We start from the raw sequence: 20,505 nt of genomic DNA on the forward strand, positions 1-20,505 counted from the left end.
TGCGCGGATTACATCAAGGCCCTACAATGAGCTAGAAGTGAATACATTGTGACTCGAGGCCGAATATACGAACGCAACTTCGCTTACGACCGGTTTTAACTTGCAAAGTTGGAGGAGACCATATACGCAGTTCTACTGCGGGGAATAGCTGAATTGAATCACTACCTTTGATGTGGGAGATTTGGCCCGTAGTAGAACTACGGGCTACCCAGATATGGCTAAATTTTTCATTGCTGATGACCATCCATTGTTTCGCGAGGCGCTGCAAGGCGCGCTCGCGAATCATTATGCTGATCTCGAACTCAGAGAAGCAGGTGATCTTGATGCAACCTTAGCTGCCCTCAACGATGACGATGATGTTGACTTGCTACTGCTCGATTTGCATATGCCGGGCAGTGGCGATCTTTATGGCCTGATCCGTATTCGTGAAGATTTTCCGTTGTTACCCGTGGCGGTAATCTCCGGTTCTGAAGAAGCCAGCGTAGTAGCCAAATGTATTGGTTTTGGCGCGCTTGGTTTTATTCCTAAGTCATTGTCTTCGGCAAAAATCGCCGAAGCCATCGATGCCATCATGCAAGGCGATACCTGGGTGCCGGAAGAGGTGCGTGGGCGCTTGGACCGAGTCAGTGATGAAGACCAAGAGCTTGCCCGCAAAGTGGCCGACCTTACCCCGCAGCAGTATCGCGTTCTCTACCTATTGCACGAAGGTTTGTTGAATAAACAAATTGCCTACCAACTGAATATAACCGAAGCCACCGTGAAAGCTCATATCACGGCAATTTTCCGCAAACTTGGTGTCTATAGTCGCACCCAAGCGGTGTTGCTGGCGGAACGTCTCCAACTCGAAGCGCCCGTAAGTTAAGCCGGCGTTAGTATTTGTAAATTTCTGTAACATTCTTTACACAAATATCGTGTCTGTACCTATTATTTCGTGGTAAGTTAGTCGAATAATAATGACGAGAAATACGTAGGAAGGATGATCATGAGTAATAAACCCAAAGCAGTGCGTCCTGCAGCGCTTGCGGTTGCAGTGATGGCCTCGTTGAGTGCCACGGTGGCAATTGCGCAGCAGTTGCAAACTCAGCCGGAACGAACGCTGACCCCCGTTCAAGATTATCAAGCCAAAGTAGCGAAAGGCGATGCCCAGCGCGTCGTACGCAGCAATGCGGTAACGCGCTTTATTGTTGAATTGAAAGATCCAGCTGTCGCCACCTATAAAGGCGGTATCGCTGGTTTTGAACCGACTTCTCCAGTGGTGACTAAGGTTGGCAAACTGCAACTTGGCAGTCAGCCGGTCGAAAACTACCAAGTACACTTGTTGCAAAAGCAAAATGAAGTGTTTGCGGCGTTAAAAGCCAAGCTGCCAGAGTTGAAAGTTCGTAAGCACATGAGCTTAGTCTTCAATGGCATGGTGGTTGAGGTCGCAGGTCCTGTAGCCGATCAAGATGCGTTGCTGAAGCGTCTAAATCAAACGCCAGGTGTGAAGCGGGTTTATGCTGATGAAAAGTTTTACGCCAGTATGCCAACCACGGTCGACTTGGTTAACGCACCGGCGGTGTGGAATGAGCTAGGTGCGCGGGCCGACGCCGGTCGTGATATTCGGGTGGCGATTATCGACAGTGGTATCGACTCTGATCATCCGATGTTCGCAGATAATGGTCATCCGGCAGTCGCACGACCCACCAACCCTGACTATTGTTCTAGTGTTCCGACGTTTTGTAACGACAAGTTGATCGTCGCGCGTTGGTATCAGCCGACCGGTGAGATCAGCCCTGACGAAGTGTTAACCCCAGAAGATGTTGATGGACATGGCACACACGTTGCGGGTACTGCGGTAGGTAACCCAGTGACGGCAACGATTAACGGTATCGCTTATGATATGAGTGGTATTGCGCCAGGCGCACACTTGATGGTGTACAAAGCACTCTTTAATGACGCCGAAGGCAACGGCACAGGTAGCAGCTCGAACTTGATTCAAGCACTTGAAGACGCGGTTGCCGATGGTGCGGATGTGATCAACAACTCTTGGGGTAGCAGCCCTGGCGGTGATCCGGCCAACAGCCCTTACCGTTCGGCCTTTGCCGCAGCCAAGAACGCTGGTGTACTGACCGTCACTGCAGCAGGTAACGATGGCCCCGGCGATCGCACGGTTGGCTGCCCAGGCTGTATTGAAGACGGCTTAACTATCGCCAGTAGCCAACATGGCCGCGTGGTTTCAAGCAGTGTCGTGGTAGGCGGGCAGAGTTATACATCGACGCCAGGTAATGGTGACTTTGCAATTACCGCAGACATCAATGCTTCGCTCGATTTAGCTATCAACCACGCAGCGAATGCTGAGGCGTGTTCGGCGTTCCCAGCAGGCACCTTTAGTAACGAAATTGTGCTCGTAGCACGTGGCAACTGTACCTTTGTTGAAAAAGCACAGAACGTGCAAGCCGCTGGTGCGGTTGGCATGATCGTTTATAACAACGAGAATTCGACGATTGTTATGGCGATGGAAGGTGCAACCTTACCGTCCGTGATGATTTCACAGTCAGCGGGACAAACCATTGCGAGCAATTGGAACAGCAGCTCTAGCGCATCGATTCGGGAGCCGGTCAAGTCAGTGAATACGGCGCTGCAAGACGTGATGTCGAACTTTAGCTCACGCGGCCCGAACGGCGACTCGAGCTTCTTAAAGCCTGACTTAACTGCACCAGGTTCAAATATCTTATCTGCAGTGCCAGGTGGTTACGGTTCGCTTTCGGGAACGTCAATGGCGTCACCGCATGTGGCGGGCGCAGCAGCGTTGTTATTAGATAAGAGCGACGGTGCTTGGTCTGCGGAAGACTTGAAGTCGTTATTAATGACTTCTGCCAACGATCAGCTACGCGGCGACAACCAAGTTTCTGCCGCAACGCCATTTGAGGGCGGTGCAGGACGCCTTGATGTGGAGGCCGCAGCAGATAGCTTTGTGGTAGTGGACCAGCCGTCACTTGCCAACAACAGCTGTGCGGTGGGTTGTACATTTACCCGCACGCTAACCAATAAAGGTTCAAGCAGCGTAAGTTTCACCACGGACTTGACCTTTAATGATCCTGCTGTGTCAGCGAGCATCGACGATGCAGCGTTTACTCTGGCCCCAGGTGCATCAAAAACCGTCAGCATTGAAATTGATACGCGTTACGGTGTGTCGGGTTGGCAGTTTGGTGAGTTGATGTTTGTTAGCTCCGGTTCTCATCCAATCATGCGCCTACCGATTGCGGTGTTAGCGGAAACGTCGGACAACGCACAAATCGTCAGTGTCGGCGAAACCACAGCTTCACCTAAAGCAGGTGAGCCGTTTGGTCTTGAAGTGTTAGGCGCTTTAGGCGATACCGGTCAAGCAGTGACCTTACAAATTGACGTTCCAGCGCAAGTGACGCTCGACCGCGATAGCGTTGTTTTCAACAAGACGCTGTCTCAGGCGACGCAAGAAACTGTGAGCGCTGATGGCCGCACGATTGTTTGGCAAGGTACGCAAACCGATGCGGCAAACACCACGCAAATGAACTCGGCAAATAGCATGTTCTTTGCGGGGCTACCGCTCGCCGATATCGTTGAAAGCTTCAACAGTATCTGTAATGTCGACGACTGTGACGATGATATTTTCACGGTTCCGATCGGTGACGACGGCGGTATTTTCCTCGACGGCGTGCGTTACGACAACCTCGTCGCGACCACTAACGGGATTATTGGTGCGGGCACAAATACCGGCGACTATGCTGGTGTTGCGTTGAACCAAGCGATTCCAAGTGATGCGCCACCGAATGCTTTTTGGGCACCGTACTGGACCGATCTTGAAGTCGGCCCGAATGTTGGCGGTGGTCAGCTCAACTATGTTTGGGTAGATGACGGCAGCAATAATTGGTTCGTACTGGAATACGAAAACGCCCGTGAGTGGGATGATGAGACCAGTGGTCGCACCTATACCTTCTCGATTTGGTTCAAACTGGGCACCGATGAGGTGTATTACAACTACATCGACATCCCAACTACTGCGCCAGACCGTCTGACGGTAGGTGCTGAATCTGGTGTGGGAGCGCAGGGTGTGATTGGTATTCAGCGTTACTACGATGGCTTTGGTACGCACCCATCAAGCGATTCCGTACTTACCCCGGTTATCGAAACCGGCGAAAGTGCCAACGTGAAGGTGAACTTTGACGCTTCGGTAAGTCTCAAGGATGTACCAGCGTTGAGCGCTGAAGCAACCTCGGGTGAAGCCGTGACTATTTCGACCGACGGCGCTTACGACGGCGCTGGCAGTGCGTGGATCACTTACGCACAAGTAAGCTCAGGCACCGAGAGCTATGATGCCTTCTTAGCGCAGAAAGTAGACGTGGTGGGCAGTATCGCTACGCAAATCGTCAGCAATCCGAGTAATGGTACGGCGACGGTACTCGCCAACGGCGACCTTGAATATACCTCGAACACCAACTTTACAGGTACAGATAGCTTTACCTATCAAGGTGTTGATGCTGATGGCCAAACCACATCAGTGGGTACGGTGACGGTAACTGTCGTTGCCGGCGCTGGAAACACCGCACCAACGGTCACTGCAAGCGCATCGGTTGCGCAGGTAGAAGAAGGTGGCACGGTTACGCTCTCAGCTGCAGCGAGTGACGCCGACGGTGATAGCCTCACTTACAGCTGGACGCAAGCGCCGAGCGCAGTGGTGACACTGACCAATGCGAATAGCTCACAAGCTTCGTTTGTTGCGCCAGAAGTGAGCACTGACACCACGGTGACGTTCACTGTGACCGTCGACGATGGCACAGCACAAGCGTCTGACGAAGTGACGGTGACCATTTTGGCGCCAGATCCGGTCGATACCAATACGCCGCCAGAGGCCTCGGTCGCTGATGTGACGGGTGCACAGGCCGCAGGCACGACGGTAACTTTGGATGCGAGCTCAAGCTCGGATGCCGACGGTGATACCCTGGCCTTTACTTGGACACAAACAGGCGGAACTTCAGTGAGTATCGCGAGTGCGAATACTGCGACTGCAAGCTTTGTGGTGCCGGAAGTAAGCGCGGACGAAACGCTAACATTTGAGGTCAGTGTTTCGGATGGCGAAGCTTCAGATACAGCGACGCTGCAGGTCGACATTTTGGCAACCGAGCCAGAAAACCAAGCGCCTGAAGCGGTGGTAGAGCCAGTGACAGGTCAGCAGCCGGTCGATACTACGGTTTACCTCGACGCACGTGAAAGTAGCGACCCTGACGGTGACACCTTGACCTTTAGTTGGACCAAGGTTTCTGGACCAACGTTAACCATTAATGATGCCGATCAAGCACGCGCTAACTTTGTTGTACCTGAACTTGAAGTGTCGCAAACCGCGGTCTTCCAAGTCACGGTTTCTGATGGCGAATTGACTTCGACGGCGCAGGTTGAGGTGCAGCTGCAAGGCGCGAACACAGCACCAAATGCAAGTGCTAACAGTGCATTACGCCGCGTGCCAAGTGGTCAAGCGGTGACGTTGAGCGCTTCAAGCAGCGGTGACCCGGATGGCGATACCTTGTCATACCTGTGGGAGCAGACAGCAGGTCCAACCGTTGAACTGTCGAGCCCAGAAGGTGAACAAACCAGCTTTAACGCACCTACAGTGAGCACTGACACTGACTTAACGTTCAAGCTAACCGTCAGCGATGGCTCGTTGGAAGACACCGATGAAATTACCATTAGTGTTTATCCACGTGAAACCGATGGCGGTAGCGACGAAGATGAGTCGTCAGGTAGCTTTGGTGTTTGGCTTGGCTTGCTTGCCTTACCATTGATTTGGCTGCGTCGTAAGGCGCAGCGTTAAGCGAAAAGGAACACGCTATGAAAACATCGTATTTGTCGCTTACGGCACTTGTATTTTTCTCGCTGGCCGCCTGTAGTGGGCCAGCAAATGAGGAGGTATCAGCGGAGCCTAAGGCTGAGCTTGAGCCGGTGGCTCAGGCACCCGGCAAAGTGACGGATACACGGGCCAAGATTGCTGAGCTTGATCAGCAAATTCGCTCGTTAGTAGGCATGGCGTATGCCGACACTGTGAAGCAATGCCGCTTGGCAGAAGTCGGTCATCGACCTTGCGGTGGGCCAGAGTATTACCTTGCGTATTCAATTACCACGGTCGACGAAAACGTGCTGCAAGAGCTCATCCGTGAGCATCGTGATTTGCAGATGAGCTATCAACGTGAGCACGATGTCGTGGGTACCTGTGAGGTGTTGCCGCGACCACAATTGAGCTTGTATGAAGGTCGTTGCGTCGCTCAACAAAGCGCCCTAGACCGCTAGTTTTTGTAAGTGCCGCAGTAGGGCTTTGAGCTGCGCCGGTTTGACCGGTTTAGCAATAAACAACAACTGCTGTTGGCGCGCCTGCTGGCGCACTTGATCATCGCGCATCGCGGTGACCAGTGCGCCTTTTAATTGCTCGCCCCAAAGTTCTCGCAATGCTGTTACCAGTGTAAGCCCGTCGTGTTCGTCATCACCTAATTGATAATCTAACAAAACACCATGTGGTGCTTGGTGGGTGCTTGCGTATTGCAGTGCCGTGGCGCTGCTGGTGAAGGTTTCGACGGTACAGCCCCACTTTTCCAATAATGCACGTAGCGCACTCAGGTTTTCTGGGTCATCGTCAACGCACACCAAAGTTAACTGCTCGCTAGGGGTTCCCTCTTCTTGCGCTGCTTGGCGTTGCGATACTTGTGCTGCGGCGCCCATGGGGACGGTTACCATGAAGCAACTACCACGCCCTTCGATACTATTGAGTTTGAGTTCGCAGTGCAGTTGCTCGCTCATACGCTTGGCAACACTCAAGCCCAAGCCGACCCCTTCGACGCGTGTATTTTGCCCACGGTAGAAAGCATCAAAGATACGGTGCCGTTGTTGACTCGTAATACCAGGGCCGGTGTCCCATACCGCGATTTGCAGGTGTTCGCCGCGTTGGCGCACGCTTAGCAAGACTTTGCCGTTATCACGATTGTATTTCACCGCATTGGAGAGAAAGTTTTGAATGATGCGACGTAGGTAGGTCGGGTCGGTATAAATAACGGCGTCGCGCCAATGGGTACGCAACTCGATACCGCGCTGTTGCGCTAAGACCGAGTATTCGTGGATCAGCGGTTGCAGCAGCGAACTCAATTGCACATGGCGGAAAGTGGGTTGTAACGCACCTTGGTCCATTTTAGCAATCTGCAATAAGGTGCTCAGCAGGTGTTCGGTGGACGCTAAAGCGGTATCAAGCTTGCTGCTTAATTGCTGATTATGTGCGGTCAAGGTCGTTTCGTCCATGGCCGAAAGGTATAAGCGCGCGGCATTCAGCGGTTGCAGAATGTCGTGGCTGGCAAGCGCTAAAAAGCGGGTTTTCGAAGCGTTAGCTTCTTCGGCCTCTTGCTTGGCTTGCTTAAGTTCAACTTCGACTTTACGACGACGTTCGATCTCCTCGGTCAGCTCGTTATTTATCTCACGAATTTTGCGTTGCCGCGTGTTCATGCGCTGCTCAAGATCAATATTGGCTTCTTCGAGCGCTTGCGCGGTTTCGACGTGTTCGGTGATGTCGGTAAAGCTGGTAACAAAGCCGCCATTCGGCAGTGGGTTACCGACCATTTCAATCACACGGCCATCGCCACGGCGACGGATGAAGCGGTGCGGCGAACCGATTTGCATATAGTGCAAACGTTTACTCACCAGTTCATCAATTTCACCGGGGCCGCATTCGCCGCGCTCAGCGTTGTAGCGAATTAGCGTGGCAATCGGCTGCCCTGGCTTGACCATGCCTTCGGGGTAGTCGAACAGATCTAAGTAGCGCTTGTTCCACGCAACCAAACGTAATTCGGCGTCAATGACGCTGATCCCCTGCGCGAGGTTTTCCAGCGAGCTAAACAGAATTGATTGCTGAGTTTGCAGTGCTTGGGTGGTGTCGTCAAAAAAGTGCACCACTTCTTCGAGGTGCAGACGGCGGTCACGCAAGGCTGCTTCGATCAAGGAACGTGAGGTGGCGGCACCTAATACACCCGTAAGTGCGCGTTCGACATAGTCGATAAATTCTCGGCTGGCGACGTCCTCTTTCTTGCTTTCGTTAATGAACGCTTGCTGCGCATCATTATAGTAGGCCAATAATTGCCGAGTGCGTTCTTCGCCAACAAAGGTTTTAAGCAATAACATCATATCGCCATTGGTGGCTTGATGATGGCGGCCGATGGTATGTTCTTGCACGACATTGCGCGGCAACACGAACGCTGTCGCTTGGATGCGGTCGACCAACCTTGGTTGGGCAACAAATGAGAAGATGACGTACGCCGCAGTATTGAGCAAAAGGCTAATGACCGTGCCTTGGGTGATAATGCTGGTGTCGTTAATGTCGTGGGGTAGGTACATCGGCAGGGCAACGCTAAAGAGCCAGGCCATCAAGCCGACGCCTAAGCCAATATACACGCCACGGGCGTGCCCGCGACGCCAATAGAGTCCGCCGAGAATCGCGGGAAGCAGTTGCAACACCACAGAGAAGGCAAGTAAGCCGATACTCACGAGCCCAGTATTTGCTGCCCAGAGGTAATAGCAGAGGTACGAGAACAACAAGATAAAGCCGATGGCGATGCGCCGTATGAGCAGGAGTTGTCCTTGGAACGAGCGTATTTCGGTGCTTTGTTTACTCGCTGGGCTGGCGAATGGGAAGCGTTGCTGACGTTGCAAAATAAGCGGCATGATCACATCGTTGGTGACCATGGTACTCAGGGTCACTGAGGCGATAATGACCATGGCGGTAGCTGCCGAAAAGCCACCAATGAAAATGACGATAGCGAGCCACGTTTGGTCTTGCATCAATGGCAGCTGCAGGGCGTAGGTGGAGCCATCAACGCCGGTGCCTAAGAACAGATCTCCGCTCAACGCAATAGGCACGATTGCTGCGGCAATCAACGCGAGGTAAAGCGGGAAGCCCCAGCGTGCTGTTTTGAGATGTCGGACGTTGACGTTATCGACAACAGTCACATGAAATTGCCGTGGCAAACACAGAATAACCCCAGCAGCCATCAGGGTCTGCACGATAAAGTCGAACTCACTGAAGGCCTGCCATGACCATTCGACGCTGGTGGGGCGACTAATTTGTTGCCACATGCTGACCGGAGAGACGTCGCTAAATAGTGACCAAGCGAACCATGCCGCAGCAAGCAACGCGACTAACTTGACGGCGGACTCAAAGGCAATCGCCAGTATCATGCCGTTACGATACTCGGTGACTTCAATGTGGCGGGTCCCGAATAGCATGGCGAACACCGCCATGATAGCGGCTGCCGCCAGTTCATTGATGGAAAACTCGGTCAGAGCAGTGGTGTTCTCGGTGAGCACCATAAAGGTCATGCCAACAGCTTTGAGTTGCAGCGCGATATAAGGAATCGTTGCGAGGGCGGCGATTAAGGTGACAAATAGCGCCAGACGCTGGCGCTTGCCATAACGACTCGCAATGAAATCAGCAATCGAGGTGATGTTCTGCTGTTTGCTGACACTGACGAGCTTTTCTAAGAGCGGTAGGCCGATAATAAATAAAAGAAAGGGGCCGAGCAGAATGGGCAAGTAGGCCCAGCCGAAACTCGCGGCATTGCCGACGGCGCCGTAATACGTCCAAGAGGTACAGTAAATGGCCAATGACATGCTGTAGACCGAAGGCCGATAGCTTAAACGGTTGGCCCAAGTGCCGGGTTTATCGCCGTAATGGGCAACGCCAAACAAGATAGCAATGTAGGCAAGCGCGGCGAAAATAAGCAGCAATGTCATGACGGATTCCTAAAGCATGTGATCAGTGCTGACAGTAGCTTGCAGGCTATAGTTGGGTCAAGCGCGACCTTGGTCGCAAGAGTTGTTCGACCAATGTCGTATTTGTGTTTGCGCAGGAGCCGACTAGATTGCTAAGTGCACATAGCAACAATAAAAAATAACAGAACAACTCGGAGGGCGTTATGGCTTTCAAAAGCGAAGAACTCGCAAAAGCCTACTGGCGCGAGAATATTGGACTGGTACTCAAGCTACTAGCAGTCTGGTTTCTGGTGTCGTATGGGTTTGGCATTATCTTGGTGGACTGGCTCAATCAGTTTACCTTTTTCGGCTTTAAGTTGGGCTTTTGGTTTGCCCAGCAAGGCTCCATTATCACGTTCGTCATTCTGATCTTCATTTATGTGAAGCGCATGGCGGCACTTGATAATAAATACGAAGTTCACGAAGACTAAGGGGCCGCAGCATGGATATTCAAACTCTCACGTTTATCATTGTTGGCCTCACTTTCGCCCTCTACATTGCTATCGCAATCTGGTCACGGGCGGGTTCAACCAATGACTTCTATGTCGCCAGTGGCGGCGTGCACCCTGTTATGAATGGTATGGCGACGGCCGCTGACTGGATGTCTGCTGCATCGTTTATCTCAATGGCGGGGATTATCTCGTTTGCCGGCTACGACGGTAGTGTTTACTTGATGGGCTGGACCGGTGGTTATGTATTGCTGGCGCTCTGTTTGGCTCCTTATTTACGTAAGTTCGGTAAGTTTACCGTGCCAGACTTTATCGGTGACCGTTACTACTCACAAACCGCGCGTACCATTGCGGTGATTTGTGCCATCTTGATCTCGTTTACCTACATTGCCGGCCAAATGCGCGGTGTGGGCGTGGTATTCTCGCGCTTCTTAGAAGTCGAAATTGCCACCGGCGTATTCATTGGTGCTGTTATCGTGTTCTTCTACACCGTATTAGGTGGTATGAAGGGGATTACTTACACCCAGGTGGCGCAGTACTGTGTGTTGGCGTTTGCCTACTTGGTACCGGCAATCTTCATTTCGATTTACATGACCGGCCACATTCTGCCGCAAACTGGCTTTGGTGCGACCATTGCTGAAGGCGTTGCGGGCGAGGGTAACTACTTACTTGCACGACTTGATGGCTTGTCTGCCGAACTTGGTTTAGCGGCCTATACCGAAGGCGTGCGCAATAAGATTGACGTGTTTGCGATTACCTGTGCCTTGATGGTGGGTACCGCAGGTCTGCCGCACGTTATTGTTCGCTTCTTCACCGTACCTAAAGTACGTGATGCGCGTCGTTCAGCGGGTTGGGCGTTGGTGTTCATCTCAGTGGTTTACTTAACCGCACCGTCAATTGCCGCGTTCGCTAAAGTGAACCTGATCAATACTGTGAATGGTCCTGATTTGACCGGTGTTGAGTATTCAGAAGCTCCTGACTGGATCAAGAACTGGGAAAAAACCGGGCTGATCTCGTGGGAAGATGAAAATGGCGACGGCAAAATGTTCTACTCGGGTGACGAGCGCAACGAAATGACCGTAGACCGCGACATCATGGTACTTGCCAACCCAGAAATTGCTGACCTGCCAGCTTGGGTGGTGGCCTTGGTTGCTGCTGGTGGTGTTGCCGCAGCGTTGTCGACCTCGGCAGGCTTGCTCTTAGTTATCTCGACCTCGGTATCGCATGACTTGTTGAAGCGAACCTTGGCACCGAACATCACCGACCGCCAAGAGCTCATGTGGGCGCGCGTCGCGGCTGCAGTTGCTATCGCACTGTCAACTTGGTTCGGTATTAATCCGCCCGGCTTCGTGGCGCAGGTGGTGGCCTTTGCCTTCGGCTTAGCCGCAGCAAGCTTCTTCCCTGCGATCATTTTGGGCATTTTCTACAAACGTATGAACAGCACAGGCGCAATCGCTGGTATGGTTGTTGGTATTGTTTTCACCTTGTCGTACATTATTTACTTCAAGTTTGTGAATCCAGCAGCGAACGTCGAGGCGAACTGGTTGTTCGGTATTTCACCAGAGGGTATTGGTACCTTGGGTATGTTGATTAACTTCATCGTGTCTTATGTGGTCCATAAACTCACCGGTGATGCACCGCAAGATACGCAAGATTTGGTGGAGTCGATTCGTTATCCGAAAGGAGCGGGCGGCGCGTCAAGTCATTAATTGCACAGCCCGGCCTCGCGCCGGGCTTTTTCGTTAAAGCGTTGTTCGCTATTCGCTGTTCGCACGCTCACTGCGTTCGCTTTTTGTTTAGACAAACAACAAACAGCGAATAGCAAACAACGCTCTTAAGGGGTTTAACCATGCAGCCGGATTTTGCGGAATTGAATCGCTTTTTACTTGATTGTCCGCCCTTTGACCAACTCAGTTCTGAACAACGGCAATGGGCCGCTGGACAAATCAAAGCCGCTTACCTAAACGAACACAATGTTGATGAGCTATTTTCGGCGCACAGTCCAGCTCTCTATATTGTGCGTTCAGGCGGTTTTGATTTGCTCGCTCCCGATGGCACGCTGATTGAGCGCTTGGAGTCGCACGACTTGTTCGGCTTTCCCTCGCTACTGACCGGTCGCGACGTGGTGAACAAGCTCAAGGTAATTGAAGACGGTATCGTCTACATTTTGAGTGCTGCGACCTTTGACCAGTTACGTCAACACTCCCGTGCTTTTGAGCATTACTTCATCCGCGCGCACGAACAACGCCTGCTCTCACAACAGGGGCAGAGGTCAGCCCCTTTTTCGCCCCAAAACGCCCCCTCATCACCCGCCACCCCAGATTTTTCGCGGGCAGAAGGGAGGGCTGCCCTCTCTAATGCAAGTGGGGATTCGTTGCAGTGTTTGGTGGGGGAGGTAGTGACGCGGGCGCCGGTGGGGTTGCCGAGTACGGCGACGATTCAGGAGGCGGCGCAGCGGATGCGCGACGAGAAAATCTCGTCGGTGCTGGTGGTCGATGAGGGCAAGTTGGTTGGGATTTTGACCGATCGTGATTTGCGGAATCGGGTGGTGGCGCAGGGATTGGACTACAACATTCATGTGAATGCGGTGATGACGCAAGCGCCGGCAACGGTGCGCGGGGGGCAGACGTTACTCGATGCGCTGACGTTGATGACGCAAGAGAATATTCACCATATTCCGGTGCTAGATGATAACGAGCAGCCGCTGGGAATGTTGACGAATACCGATTTGATGCGGCAGCAGAAGAGCGAGCCGGTGATGCTGATTAGTGCTTTGAACAAAGCGCCAACGCGTGCAGCATTGGTGCAGGAAGCGCAGCACATTCCAGAATATATGCATCGTTTTGGTTTGCGCTTGAACGATGCTGCGGCAGTAGGGCGGCTTCTGGCTAGCTTAACGGATACGATGACACGCAAGCTTATCGATTTCTATGAACGCGAACATGGTGTGGCACCAGCAGCGTATGTCTGGCTAGCCTTTGGTTCGCAGGGCCGCGAAGACCAGACCTTGAGCTCCGATCAAGACAACGGTCTGCTGTTAGCGAACGAGCTTAACGAGCAGCAGTTGGCATGGTTTGCGGGGCTTGGTGACTATGTTTGTGAGGGGCTGGCGGAGTGTGGTGTGCCGAAATGTCCAGGCAATATCATGGCGTCAAATCCGGACTGTCGGCGCACTAAAGCGGGCTGGCTGGAACGCTTTACTTCTTGGACCGAATCGCCGACCCCGAAAGCCCTCATGTACTGCCAGATTTTTTTCGACAGTCGCAATGTGCGTGGTAGCAAGCGTCTTTATCAAGCCTATCGCGAGGATGTTGCAAAGCTCGGTAAGTCGGAATTCTTTCTGGGTAATTTGGCGCGCTTGCAAGCAAACGTGCAGGTTCCTCTGGGACTATTTAATCGTTTTCGTGGCACGGAATCAGGCAAAGACAGTGACCTGATTGATATCAAGCGGCATGGGCTGGCGCTGATTAACGATATTGTGCGGCTCTACAGTTTGCATGCGGGTCTGACTGAGCCGCGCACGCTCACTCGCTTGCAACTGCTGCAAGACAGTAAGTTACTGAACCGCAAAGACAATCAGGCGCTGGCGGAAGCGTGGCAATTTCTCACGCAATTACGCTTGCAGCATCAATTAGCCGTTTGGGGCACGGCGAAACCAAAGAATGCGCTCGATCCCGATGAGTTGAGCACGTTAACGCGGCGCCAGTTGAAGTCAGCCTTTCGTATTTTGAAAGACTGCCAGCAAGGGGTGAGTCTGAAGTTCGGGCGTTCCGGCTAATGGCGTTCTGGCAACGTTTGCAGACCTATTGGCGACGCCGACAACAGCTGCGGAAGAGTTGGCGCGCACAGCGTTATATTGCGCTCGACTTGGAAACCAGCGGGCTTGATCCGAAAAGCGACCAAGTGTTGGCCATCGGCTGGGTGACGATCCGTCCGCCTGTGCTTGATTACGCCAGTGGTCAGTATTTTGTCACGCAGGCACAGCCGGAACTGAAACAGTCGCCGGTGGTGCATGGCTTGGTGCAAAAAGACTTTGCCGCTGCAGAGGCCCCTGAAGAGGCGCTTAAGCAACTTGCGCATGAACTCGAGGGGGCGGTGCTGGTCTGCCATCACGTGCAATTTGATTGGCAGTTTTTGCAACGCTTTGCGAAAGCGCATGGGGTGCGACTGCAACCCTTAGCAAAGTATGACACCTTGACCTTTGAGGCGCATCGACTCAAGCAGCAACAGCACCATATTGCTCGCGGGTCATTAACTCTCAAAGCTTGCCGTGAACGTTTCCGTTTGCCTGAATACACCGCGCATCATGCGTTTTCGGATGCACTTGCCTGCGGTGAATTATTTTTGGCGCAAGCCTATCAATATGCTGGCAACGCCGATGCGCCGCTAAAAGAGCTGTTGAAATAAAAAACCGCTCCCCGAAATCGGAGAGCGGCCAAAACGGAAGGATGGTTTATGCAACAGTTATCGTGATCCAGGGAGAGTGGATAACTGCACTAACCGCCTTCAAGGTTACTTCGTCGTGCGCTGTGTAAAACGAATTTGTTACGAACGGAGCAGTGGTTTGTATAAATGCCGCACTTAGCTGGCTGCATCTAACCCTAAGCTCTGAAAAAAGTCGCGACGGTAAGCATTACCAATGCGAATCTCTTGTCCGTTCTTCAATTCGACAAGTGAGTAGCGTCCAAGTTCACTGGTGATTTCGTGTAAGTGCTCGATATTTACAATCGCCGAGCGGTGTACGCGAACGAACTGCTCAGGGTCAAGCCGTTCTTCTAAAGATGAAAGTGTTTCGCGATGCAAAACCATGCCATCAGGTAAATGAATCTCAACGTAGTTGGCGGCGCCTTTGATCCAAACAATATCTTCGACGGCGATAAAACGAATGCGGCCAATAGACTTCACAGGGATGTAATTTATTGGAGTTGTCATAGCTTACCTCGTGCCTCGCAATGTTGTTCGTGTTGCTTTTTGTGTTCGGTGAGAAAACTATGGCAATACCCGGGACGAATTCCCAATTAAGCCTTCTTAAAGCTTCTTAAATTACCTTAAACATATGTTTTTAAAGTATTTTGAAGTGCTTTATAAAATCAAAAATTTCCTTTTTAAGCTTTTAGGTCTAAGGTTTATTCTTTAACGAACATCGAACATCGAACATCGAACATCGAACATCGAACATCGAACATCGAACATCGAACATCGAACATCGAACATCGAACATCGAACATCGAACATCGAACATCGAACATCGAACATCGAACATCAAACAACGAGGAACTCACCATGCTTAACCACCGAACCTGTGGCGCGTTGCTTTTCAGCTTAACTAGTTTATTGCTCATCGCACCAAGCCATGGACTACAAGCAAATGACACCGAAAGCACTCGAACACTCAATAACGGCAACCTCGTACTGCAGGACATTCCGGAAATTCCCGCACGTATCGGCGAGCAACTGAATCGTTTCCAGAACGTGCGCTCGGCAGCATTTCGAAACTTTACCAGTGACGGCGATGCTATTTATATCAGTACTAGGTTTGGTGATGTTGCACAAATCCATAAAGTGAGCGAAGCAGGTGGTTATCGGCAGCAACTTACGTTTTTCGAAGAACCGGTGGGTGGCATTAGCCGACAGCCGAACAGCAACACCATGATTTTTGGTATGGATGCCGGCGGTAACGAGTTTACCCAGCTATTCCTTTTAGACCCTGACAGCGGTGACTATCATATGATCAGTGATGGTGAATCGCGCAATGGGGCGGTGGTTTGGAATCAGCAAGGCGACAAGATTGCCTATCAAAGCACCCGGCGCGATGGTCGCTCGAACGATATTTGGGTGATGAACCCAACAACACCTGAGCAGGCGGAATTAGCGCTGGCGGCACCCGACGGCAGTTGGTGGGGCCCGGTGGATTGGCATCCGAATGGTGAGAAGTTACTGGTGGTGCAATACCGCAGCATTACCGATGTCAAAATTCACGAACTCGATCTCAACGAAGGTGAACTCAAGCTGCTTGAAGGTAGCGATATTGGCAGTAATGCAAACTTCCCACTGGCGTATCGCAAAGATGGTGCGGGTTATTTCTTTACCACCGACCAGTTTTCTGATTTCACCCAATTGGCGTACCGCAATACCAGTACCAACGAAGTACGGGTGGTCACGAAAGACATTAATTGGAATGTCGACAACTTTGCCATGAGTGATGACGGCACGAAAGCCGCATTTACCATCAATGAAGAAGGCATGAGTCAGCTGTATCGTTTCGATCCAATGACATTTGCCTTTGCGCGGGTGGAAGACATGCCGATTGGCGTGGTAGGCGGTTTGACCTTTAGCCCTAATGGCGAGCAGTTGGCGCTAAGCATCAATACGCCAAAGTCGCCGACCGATGTGTATTTGCTTGATACAAAAGACAAGTTGACTCGCTGGACCTTTAGCGAGGTAGGTGGCCTTAATACTGAAAATTTCGTAGAGCCAGAATTAGTAAGATTCGAGAGCTTTGATGGTTTGAACGTGCCTGCTTTCGTTTACAAACCCAACAAAGAAGGTCCGCACCCAGTCATCATTTCAATTCACGGCGGGCCTGAGTCGCAATACCGTCCGTATTTTAGTAGCACGGTGCAACTGTGGTTGCAGGAGCTCGGTGCCGCGGTGATTGCGCCGAACGTTCGCGGCTCTGCGGGTTACGGTAAAGACTACGTGAGCATGGATAATGGCTTCAAACGCGAAGATTCAGTTAAAGATATCGGCGCATTATTGGACTGGATTGCCACGCAACCTGATCTCGACCCAGACCGTGTCGCGGTGATAGGCGGCAGCTACGGTGGCTACATGGTACTGGCCAGTTCGGTGCATTTCAGTGACCGCCTCAAGGCTGCCGTGGACATTGTTGGCATCTCTAACTTTGTCACCTTCTTAACCAACACCGAAAGCTATCGACGTGATTTGCGTCGCGCCGAGTACGGTGATGAGCGCGACCCAGACATGCGCAAACATTTAGAGGCGATTAGCCCGAACAACCATGTGGACAAAATTAATGTGCCGATGTTTGTGGTACAGGGTGAGAACGATCCGCGTGTGCCGGTGACTGAAGCTGAGCAGATTGTTGCAGCTTTAAAAGACGCAGGTAAGACAGTTTGGTATATGAATGCACTTAATGAGGGCCATGGCTACAGCAAGAAAGAGAACCGCGATGTTTATGAACAGGCGACGGTGCTGTTCTTTGAACAGCACTTGTTACCTAAAGGTTAACTAGCGCTGTAACTAAAAAGCCCCGCAAAATGTGCGGTGCTTTGATTGAGTGATAAATCGTACAGTTGGTGGGAAAAGCGCTCCACCCTTACGGATGGAGCATGCTGCTTGGTGTATTAGTTGCCTGCATCCGCAGGAGTCGCCGCATCACCGGCAGCTGTTCCGGTTAGAATGCCCGGCGAGCTGGTTCGGCAAGGTGGATTACTCCATTTGGTGCAGGCACGCCCAGGGAGGCGCGAGACGGTAGAGTTGCCATCATAAATACCTAAGGCATCGATGGAGTCGATGGCAACGTCGAGTAAAAAATCGAGACTTATTTTTTGTCCGGTAACGGAAATACGCTCAACATTTTGCGTATCGGCGGGCGACGGACGACGGGTCGTTTGGTTACTCGCCAGCTGACCATCTTCTTGTTGTGATTGCTGTAGTTGGGCGAGGTACTCGCCGGCATCACGGTAGTCACGTCGTGCTAAAAAGTCGAGCTGTTCGATGACTTCATCCGCCGGTAGGGCATGTGGAAATGCCTTATTCAGCGATAGCAAGCTGGCCAAATAGCGCGCCTCGTAATTATTCCGTTCGGCGGCTTCAGTGAGCAATTCCCAAATGACGTCCGCTTTTGCCTCTGGAGCATCCACCAACATTTGTTTGGCCAAATCTACCATAGCGATAGGGAGTCCGTGATCGGCTGAACGTTCAAGTAATTCTTGGGCCTCTTGCAGATCTTGTTCGCCGTAGCGACCGTCGTACAAAATGGCCGACATTTGATACATCGCTTTGGCGTTTCGGTTTTTTATCGCCATCTGGTAATAGCGCAGAGCGATGTCGGTATCCACTTCAACGCCTTCACCAAACTCGTACATTGTGCCCAGAATAAACTGCGCTTGTGGACTACCGTTCAGCGCGAGCTTTTTCAGCTTGGCTATCTTGGCTTGGCATTCTTCGCCTGCGCAGATATCACTCGAGGCTTGTGCGTGAGTAGTTGGCACGGCACTCAAGAGGAGTCCCGTGGCAAGCACGAGACTACTGCATAACTGCACAGCGCTTTTTACAGCAACGTAAGACACTACTTTTCTCCGATATTTTCGTCGAGGAAGGCAATCATCTCACGCATTAAGTCCAGACGGTTTTCTGGCGCTGCGAAGCCGTGGCCTTCAGTGTTTTTCCACATCCACTTAAGTGGTTTGTTGTGGCGTTCAAATTCTTTGCGAATATTCAGCGCATTGTCGTAATGTGCTTGCTCGTCGCGTCCACCATGTACGATGAAAACCGACGCTTTGATCTTATCGACATGATAATGCGGCGAGATTTCTTTGAGCTTGGCAGGGTCATCACCTAAAGCTTCGTCAAGGTAATCAAGGCCCCAGTCAAGGCGTTCAGCGACGTTACCAGTGTCCTTCATGAGCAACAGATCGTAGACACCGACATAGCCAATAGCGCATTTATAGAGGTCAGGCTCTTTCACTACGCCCATAAGTGAAGCGTAACCACCGTAACTACCGCCGAAAATGCATAGACGATCTGGGTCGGCGATGCCTTCTTCTACCGCCCATAAGGTACCGTCGGTTAAGTCATCTTGCATTTCTTGGCCCCATTTACCGAAGCCCATCTGCTCGAATTCTTTCCCATAACCACCCGAACCGCGATAGTTGATTTGTAACAAAGCATATCCACGGCTGGCAATGGCTTGTGCGTAAGGGTCGTAGCCCCACCAGTCGCGCGGGCCGTGAGGACCACCATGAACGTAAACTACCAGTGGTAAATCTTTGGCTTCTTTACCATTCGGGACCGTCAAATAGCCATGTATTTTCAGGCCGTCGCGGGCGGTAAACGAAATCGGCTCAACCGATGCCATGCGCTCGGGATCAAGGTTCTCATATTGTTTGGTAAGGTACTTCACTTCGAAGTTATCGCGATTAAAAGCGAAGAACATGCCGGGATTGCGATCGGAGCGCACTTCTAAGATGACTTTGTTGGCGTCCTCGGTCTGGTTGACCGTCGCCACATAACTACCGGGAAACGCACCACTGAGCGCTGCATACTCTTGCGCTGCGGCAGAATCAGGTTCAAGGTAGACCCGTTGGCGTACGCCGTCGTCAAACGTAACTGCCACTAGACGTGCTTCTTCCCAGTTTGGTAGTTTTTCAAAAACGGGTGAGACATCAACGGTTTCGTTCTCGTAGACCAAGGTTTTTTCTTTCGTAGCCATGTTGTATAGCCACAGCGAGCGCGTTGCGGTTTCTTGGTCAGAAAGCAAGTACACCTTGTCACCGTCAGGGTGCATCGAGATAGGCACCATGCTGCCGGCATAATTCTTTCCTTTGAAGGGCGGGAAGCGGTCGAAGATGGCCCAGTCTTTGCCTTCCTCACGACGCCAAACGCGCGTTTCGCCAGTATCTTCATCACTTTCGAGAGCGAAAACGGGCTCGTTTTCGGTGTTATACAACATACGGGCATACTTGAATGGGTTGTCGGCAATTTTTAACATTTTGCCCGTGTAAACATTCAGCTTGTATAAATTTGTAAATTGGCGCTTCTCGTGGTTCGAATTGATAAGAATATGTTGCTCGTCTTCAGGCAACATGTCGTGAATTGAGACATTGGCATATTCATTGAAAACAACCTTAACCTTTCCACCAATGTCTGCTGCCCAAATGCGAGGGTCGATGAAACGTTGTGCGTACTGGCCGGTTTTAATGGCAGTGCGCATTAAAATCCTGTCATTGTTCGCCCACCAATACTGCGCCACCTGATCTTTGTCGCCAAAGTAATACTGATAGACCGGCTCAAAGGTATCGGCTTTAAGAATGGCGAGCCGAACTTGGTCCTCAATAGGGTAGGTAGCAGCAATATGTTTGCCGTCAGGTGAAATTTTCATGGAGCTGAAGCTAGGATTCTGTGCGAACACTTCTAGCGGCACATTTTCCTGCGCGTTGGCAACCAGCGACGCGGCGGCTAGCAGCAGCGAAGCGAGGTAGATTTTCATTTTCGACATGAGGCTCTTCCGTTCTGATAA

General features: G+C 51.6%; 12 protein-coding genes and 1 pseudogene. 9 read left to right on the plus strand and 4 right to left on the minus strand.

Annotated features, from left to right (window positions below):
- Window positions 1-214: 214 nt before the first annotated feature.
- The 4 genes and pseudogenes from CWE21_RS07030 to CWE21_RS07040 all read left to right on the plus strand — a co-directional run bounded on the left by CWE21_RS07030 (window position 215) and on the right by CWE21_RS07040 (window position 6,297).
- A complete protein-coding gene (locus CWE21_RS07030; RefSeq protein WP_126833753.1) occupies window positions 215-862 on the plus strand; it encodes a response regulator transcription factor in 648 nt (215 codons plus the stop codon).
- Window positions 863-1,519: 657 nt separating this feature from the next.
- Window positions 1,520-2,872: pseudogene (locus CWE21_RS13585) on the plus strand (S8 family serine peptidase); the annotation flags it as partial.
- Between the two features lie 672 nt (window positions 2,873-3,544).
- Window positions 3,545-5,824, plus strand: coding sequence for a PKD domain-containing protein (locus tag CWE21_RS13590; protein ID WP_241970253.1), 2,280 nt, complete (start codon window positions 3,545-3,547; stop codon window positions 5,822-5,824).
- Window positions 5,825-5,841: 17 nt separating this feature from the next.
- A complete protein-coding gene (locus tag CWE21_RS07040) occupies window positions 5,842-6,297 on the plus strand; it encodes a hypothetical protein (RefSeq protein ID WP_126833755.1) in 456 nt (151 codons plus the stop codon).
- Here the strand turns inward: CWE21_RS07040 and CWE21_RS07045 are convergent.
- Window positions 6,286-9,774: a hybrid sensor histidine kinase/response regulator gene (locus CWE21_RS07045; RefSeq protein ID WP_126833756.1), complete on the minus strand. Its 3,489-nt coding sequence runs from the start codon at window positions 9,772-9,774 to the stop codon at window positions 6,286-6,288. The genes CWE21_RS07040 and CWE21_RS07045 overlap by 12 nt on opposite strands.
- Before the next feature lie 182 nt (window positions 9,775-9,956).
- Between CWE21_RS07045 and CWE21_RS07050 the strand changes: the two genes are divergently transcribed.
- The 4 genes from CWE21_RS07050 to CWE21_RS07065 all read left to right on the plus strand — a co-directional run bounded on the left by CWE21_RS07050 (window position 9,957) and on the right by CWE21_RS07065 (window position 14,648).
- Complete coding sequence (locus tag CWE21_RS07050) at window positions 9,957-10,223, plus strand: DUF4212 domain-containing protein (protein WP_126833757.1); 267 nt, start codon at window positions 9,957-9,959, stop codon at window positions 10,221-10,223.
- Between the two features lie 11 nt (window positions 10,224-10,234).
- Window positions 10,235-11,950 (plus strand): sodium:solute symporter family protein, encoded by a 1,716-nt coding sequence (locus CWE21_RS07055; protein ID WP_126833758.1) that lies wholly within the window; start codon window positions 10,235-10,237, stop codon window positions 11,948-11,950.
- A gap of 140 nt (window positions 11,951-12,090) precedes the next feature.
- Complete coding sequence (locus CWE21_RS07060) at window positions 12,091-14,019, plus strand: DUF294 nucleotidyltransferase-like domain-containing protein (protein WP_126833759.1); 1,929 nt, start codon at window positions 12,091-12,093, stop codon at window positions 14,017-14,019.
- Window positions 14,019-14,648, plus strand: coding sequence for a 3'-5' exonuclease (locus CWE21_RS07065; RefSeq protein ID WP_126833760.1), 630 nt, complete (start codon window positions 14,019-14,021; stop codon window positions 14,646-14,648). Before CWE21_RS07060 ends, CWE21_RS07065 begins: the two co-directional genes overlap by 1 nt.
- Before the next feature lie 174 nt (window positions 14,649-14,822).
- Here CWE21_RS07065 and CWE21_RS07070 read toward each other — a convergent pair whose 3' ends face one another.
- Window positions 14,823-15,173 (minus strand): LytR/AlgR family response regulator transcription factor, encoded by a 351-nt coding sequence (locus CWE21_RS07070; protein WP_126833761.1) that lies wholly within the window; start codon window positions 15,171-15,173, stop codon window positions 14,823-14,825.
- A gap of 351 nt (window positions 15,174-15,524) precedes the next feature.
- Between CWE21_RS07070 and CWE21_RS07075 the strand changes: the two genes are divergently transcribed.
- Complete coding sequence (locus tag CWE21_RS07075) at window positions 15,525-17,492, plus strand: S9 family peptidase (protein ID WP_126833762.1); 1,968 nt, start codon at window positions 15,525-15,527, stop codon at window positions 17,490-17,492.
- Window positions 17,493-17,608: 116 nt separating this feature from the next.
- Here the strand turns inward: CWE21_RS07075 and CWE21_RS07080 are convergent, their stop codons facing one another.
- Window positions 17,609-18,556: an SEL1-like repeat protein gene (locus tag CWE21_RS07080; protein ID WP_126833763.1), complete on the minus strand. Its 948-nt coding sequence runs from the start codon at window positions 18,554-18,556 to the stop codon at window positions 17,609-17,611.
- On the minus strand, window positions 18,556-20,484 hold the full coding sequence (locus CWE21_RS07085) for an alpha/beta hydrolase family protein (protein WP_126833764.1): 1,929 nt from the start codon (window positions 20,482-20,484) through the stop codon (window positions 18,556-18,558). Before CWE21_RS07085 ends, CWE21_RS07080 begins: the two co-directional genes overlap by 1 nt.
- Window positions 20,485-20,505 lie beyond the last annotated feature (21 nt).

The sequence above is a fragment of the Pseudidiomarina aquimaris genome (assembly GCF_003987395.1).
Taxonomy (GTDB): domain Bacteria; phylum Pseudomonadota; class Gammaproteobacteria; order Enterobacterales; family Alteromonadaceae; genus Pseudidiomarina; species Pseudidiomarina aquimaris.